General features: G+C 69.1%; 2 protein-coding genes and 1 pseudogene. 2 read left to right on the forward strand and 1 reads right to left on the reverse strand.

Annotated features, from left to right (window positions below; translation table 11 throughout):
- Positions 1-134: 134 nt before the first annotated feature.
- On the reverse strand, positions 135-779 hold the full coding sequence (locus IH00_RS0111540) for a sugar transferase (RefSeq protein ID WP_078887681.1): 645 nt from the start codon (positions 777-779) through the stop codon (positions 135-137).
- Positions 780-1,093: 314 nt separating this feature from the next.
- Between IH00_RS0111540 and IH00_RS43960 the strand changes: the two genes are divergently transcribed.
- Positions 1,094-1,947 (forward strand): Hsp70 family protein (locus IH00_RS43960; protein ID WP_234334830.1); only part of this gene is annotated, 854 nt, incomplete at its 3' end.
- Position 1,948: 1 nt separating this feature from the next.
- Positions 1,949-2,540 (forward strand): annotated as a pseudogene (locus IH00_RS43965) (Hsp70 family protein); the annotation flags it as partial.

Consider the following 2,540-nt stretch of genomic DNA (forward strand, 5'->3'; position numbering starts at 1 on the left):
AACGCCGACCACGGTCAGGGTCAGCGACACAATGATCGCGGCGAGTTGCATGGGGGCTCCTCGGGCGGGCGAGGTGGGGGAAACTTAGGTACTACTAAGCGGTAACTTATTCAGTTCGTGCTGAGCGTACCCACTTATTCCGCCGCACTGTAGCCGCGTGCGCGGTGATCTGCGTCGCTCGCCCGGACCGCGGGCACGAGGGTCCGGAGCAGCAGCGCAAGGTCGAGTCCCAGCCAATGGTGCTCGACGTAGTGCTGGTCGAGCAGCAGTGGCTCGTCCCAGGGCAGTGCGGAGAGCCGCCGTGCCTGCGCGAGGCCGGTCAGGCCGGGCCGGAGGCTCGCGCGCCAGGGGGTCGCGGCGCCGGGTGCGCCGGGGGGCAGCGGGGCCGGTCCGACCAGCGACATCTCGCCACGTACGACGTGGGGCAGCTGGGACAGCAGTTGCAGGGCGGGCCGCCGGGCCGCCAGCCGGCACAGGGTGAAGGGGTGGCCGCCCAGGCCGGTCCGCGTCTCGCGGACGAGGACGCCGCCGGCGGGTCTTCGCAGGGCGAGGGCTCCGGCGGTCACGGCGAGCAGCGGGGCGGTCAGGAGCAGGAGCGCCGAGCCGAGGAGCAGGTCCAGCAGGCGCTTGGCGGTCGGGACGTGCAGCCGCGGCCGGGCGGCGAGAGCCCCGGCCGGGGCGGGCGGGCCGCCCGGGGCGGGCGTCCCCGGTGGGGTGGACGGGCCGGGCGGGGCGGGCACGCCGGGGCGGGGGGACAGGGGAGGCAGGGGTCGTCGCATGGAGGGCACCCGACCGTTTCGTCAATCCGTAAGACGCGAATAACGCGGCTTTTGTCGTCTTCATGCACGATCGCATGGTGAGGTACGCGGTGGGTAGAGCGTGTTGGTATGCGGCGGGTCGCGCGGCGGCCGCGGCCGGACCCGGGCAAGGGTCCCGGGCGGGATCCTGGGCGGGATCCTGGGCGGGTAGGCGGGGCTGCTTGCGCATAAGAGCCCGATAAAAGCTGAGCCGCCTCGACTCAGGTCTGTTGACTCGGTTCCCCCGGTCGTGCATCCTTGAGCCTGTTCCACTCAAGTCAGCTGGAGGAATCGAAATGGCACGTGCGGTCGGCATCGACCTGGGCACGACTAACTCCGTCGTCAGCGTTCTGGAAGGCGGCGAGCCCACCGTCATCACCAACGCCGAGGGCGCCAGGACCACGCCGTCCGTCGTCGCCTTCGCGAAGAACGGCGAGGTGCTCGTCGGCGAGGTGGCCAAGCGCCAGGCGGTCACCAACGTCGACCGGACCATCCGGTCCGTCAAGCGCCACATGGGCACCGACTGGAAGATCGAGCTCGACGGGAAGAACTTCAACCCGCAGCAGATCAGCGCCTTCATCCTGCAGAAGCTGAAGCGGGACGCCGAGGCGTACCTGGGCGAGAAGGTCACCGACGCGGTCATCACCGTGCCGGCGTACTTCAACGACTCCGAGCGCCAGGCCACCAAGGAGGCCGGCGAGATCGCGGGCCTCAACGTCCTGCGCATCGTCAACGAGCCGACGGCCGCCGCCCTGGCGTACGGCCTCGACAAGGACGACCAGACCATCCTGGTCTTCGACCTCGGTGGCGGCACCTTCGACGTCTCGCTGCTGGAGATCGGCGACGGCGTCGTCGAGGTGAAGGCCACCAACGGTGACAACCACCTCGGTGGTGACGACTGGGACCAGCGGGTCGTCGACTACCTGGTCAAGCAGTTCCAGTCCGGGCACGGCGTGGACCTGTCCAAGGACAAGATGGCGCTGCAGCGTCTGCGCGAGGCGGCCGAGAAGGCCAAGATCGAGCTGTCCTCGTCCACCGAGACCTCGATCAACCTGCCCTACATCACGGCGTCCGCCGAGGGCCCGCTGCACCTGGACGAGAAGCTCACCCGTGCCCAGTTCCAGCAGCTGACCGCGGACCTGCTGGAGCGNACAAGGGTGTGAACCCGGACGAGGTCGTCGCCATCGGCGCCTCGCTCCAGGCCGGTGTCCTCAAGGGCGAGGTCAAGGACGTCCTGCTCCTCGACGTGACCCCGCTGTCCCTCGGCATCGAGACCAAGGGCGGCATCATGACCAAGCTGATCGAGCGCAACACCACGATCCCGACGAAGCGCTCCGAGATCTTCACGACGGCCGAGGACAACCAGCCGTCGGTGCAGATCCAGGTCTACCAGGGCGAGCGCGAGATCGCGGCGTACAACAAGAAGCTCGGCATGTTCGAGCTGACCGGCCTCCCGCCGGCCCCGCGCGGCGTCCCGCAGATCGAGGTCTCCTTCGACATCGACGCCAACGGCATCATGCACGTGACCGCCAAGGACCTGGGCACGGGCAAGGAGCAGAAGATGACCGTCACCGGCGGCTCCTCGCTGCCGAAGGACGAGGTCGACCGCATGATGCGCGAGGCCGAGCGGTACGCGGAGGAGGACCACAAGCGCCGCGAGGCCGCCGAGACCCGCAACCAGGGCGAGCAGCTCGTCTACCAGACGGAGAAGTTCCTCAAGGACAACGAGGACAAGGTTCCGGG

It is taken from the genome of Streptomyces sp. NRRL S-118, assembly GCF_000716335.1.
GTDB lineage: Bacteria > Actinomycetota > Actinomycetes > Streptomycetales > Streptomycetaceae > Streptomyces.

Coding starts and splice junctions, on each gene's coding strand:
- IH00_RS0111540 (WP_078887681.1), bottom strand. CDS start 779: ATGCGACGACCCCTGCCTCCCCTGTCCCCCCGCCCCGGCGTGCCCGCC.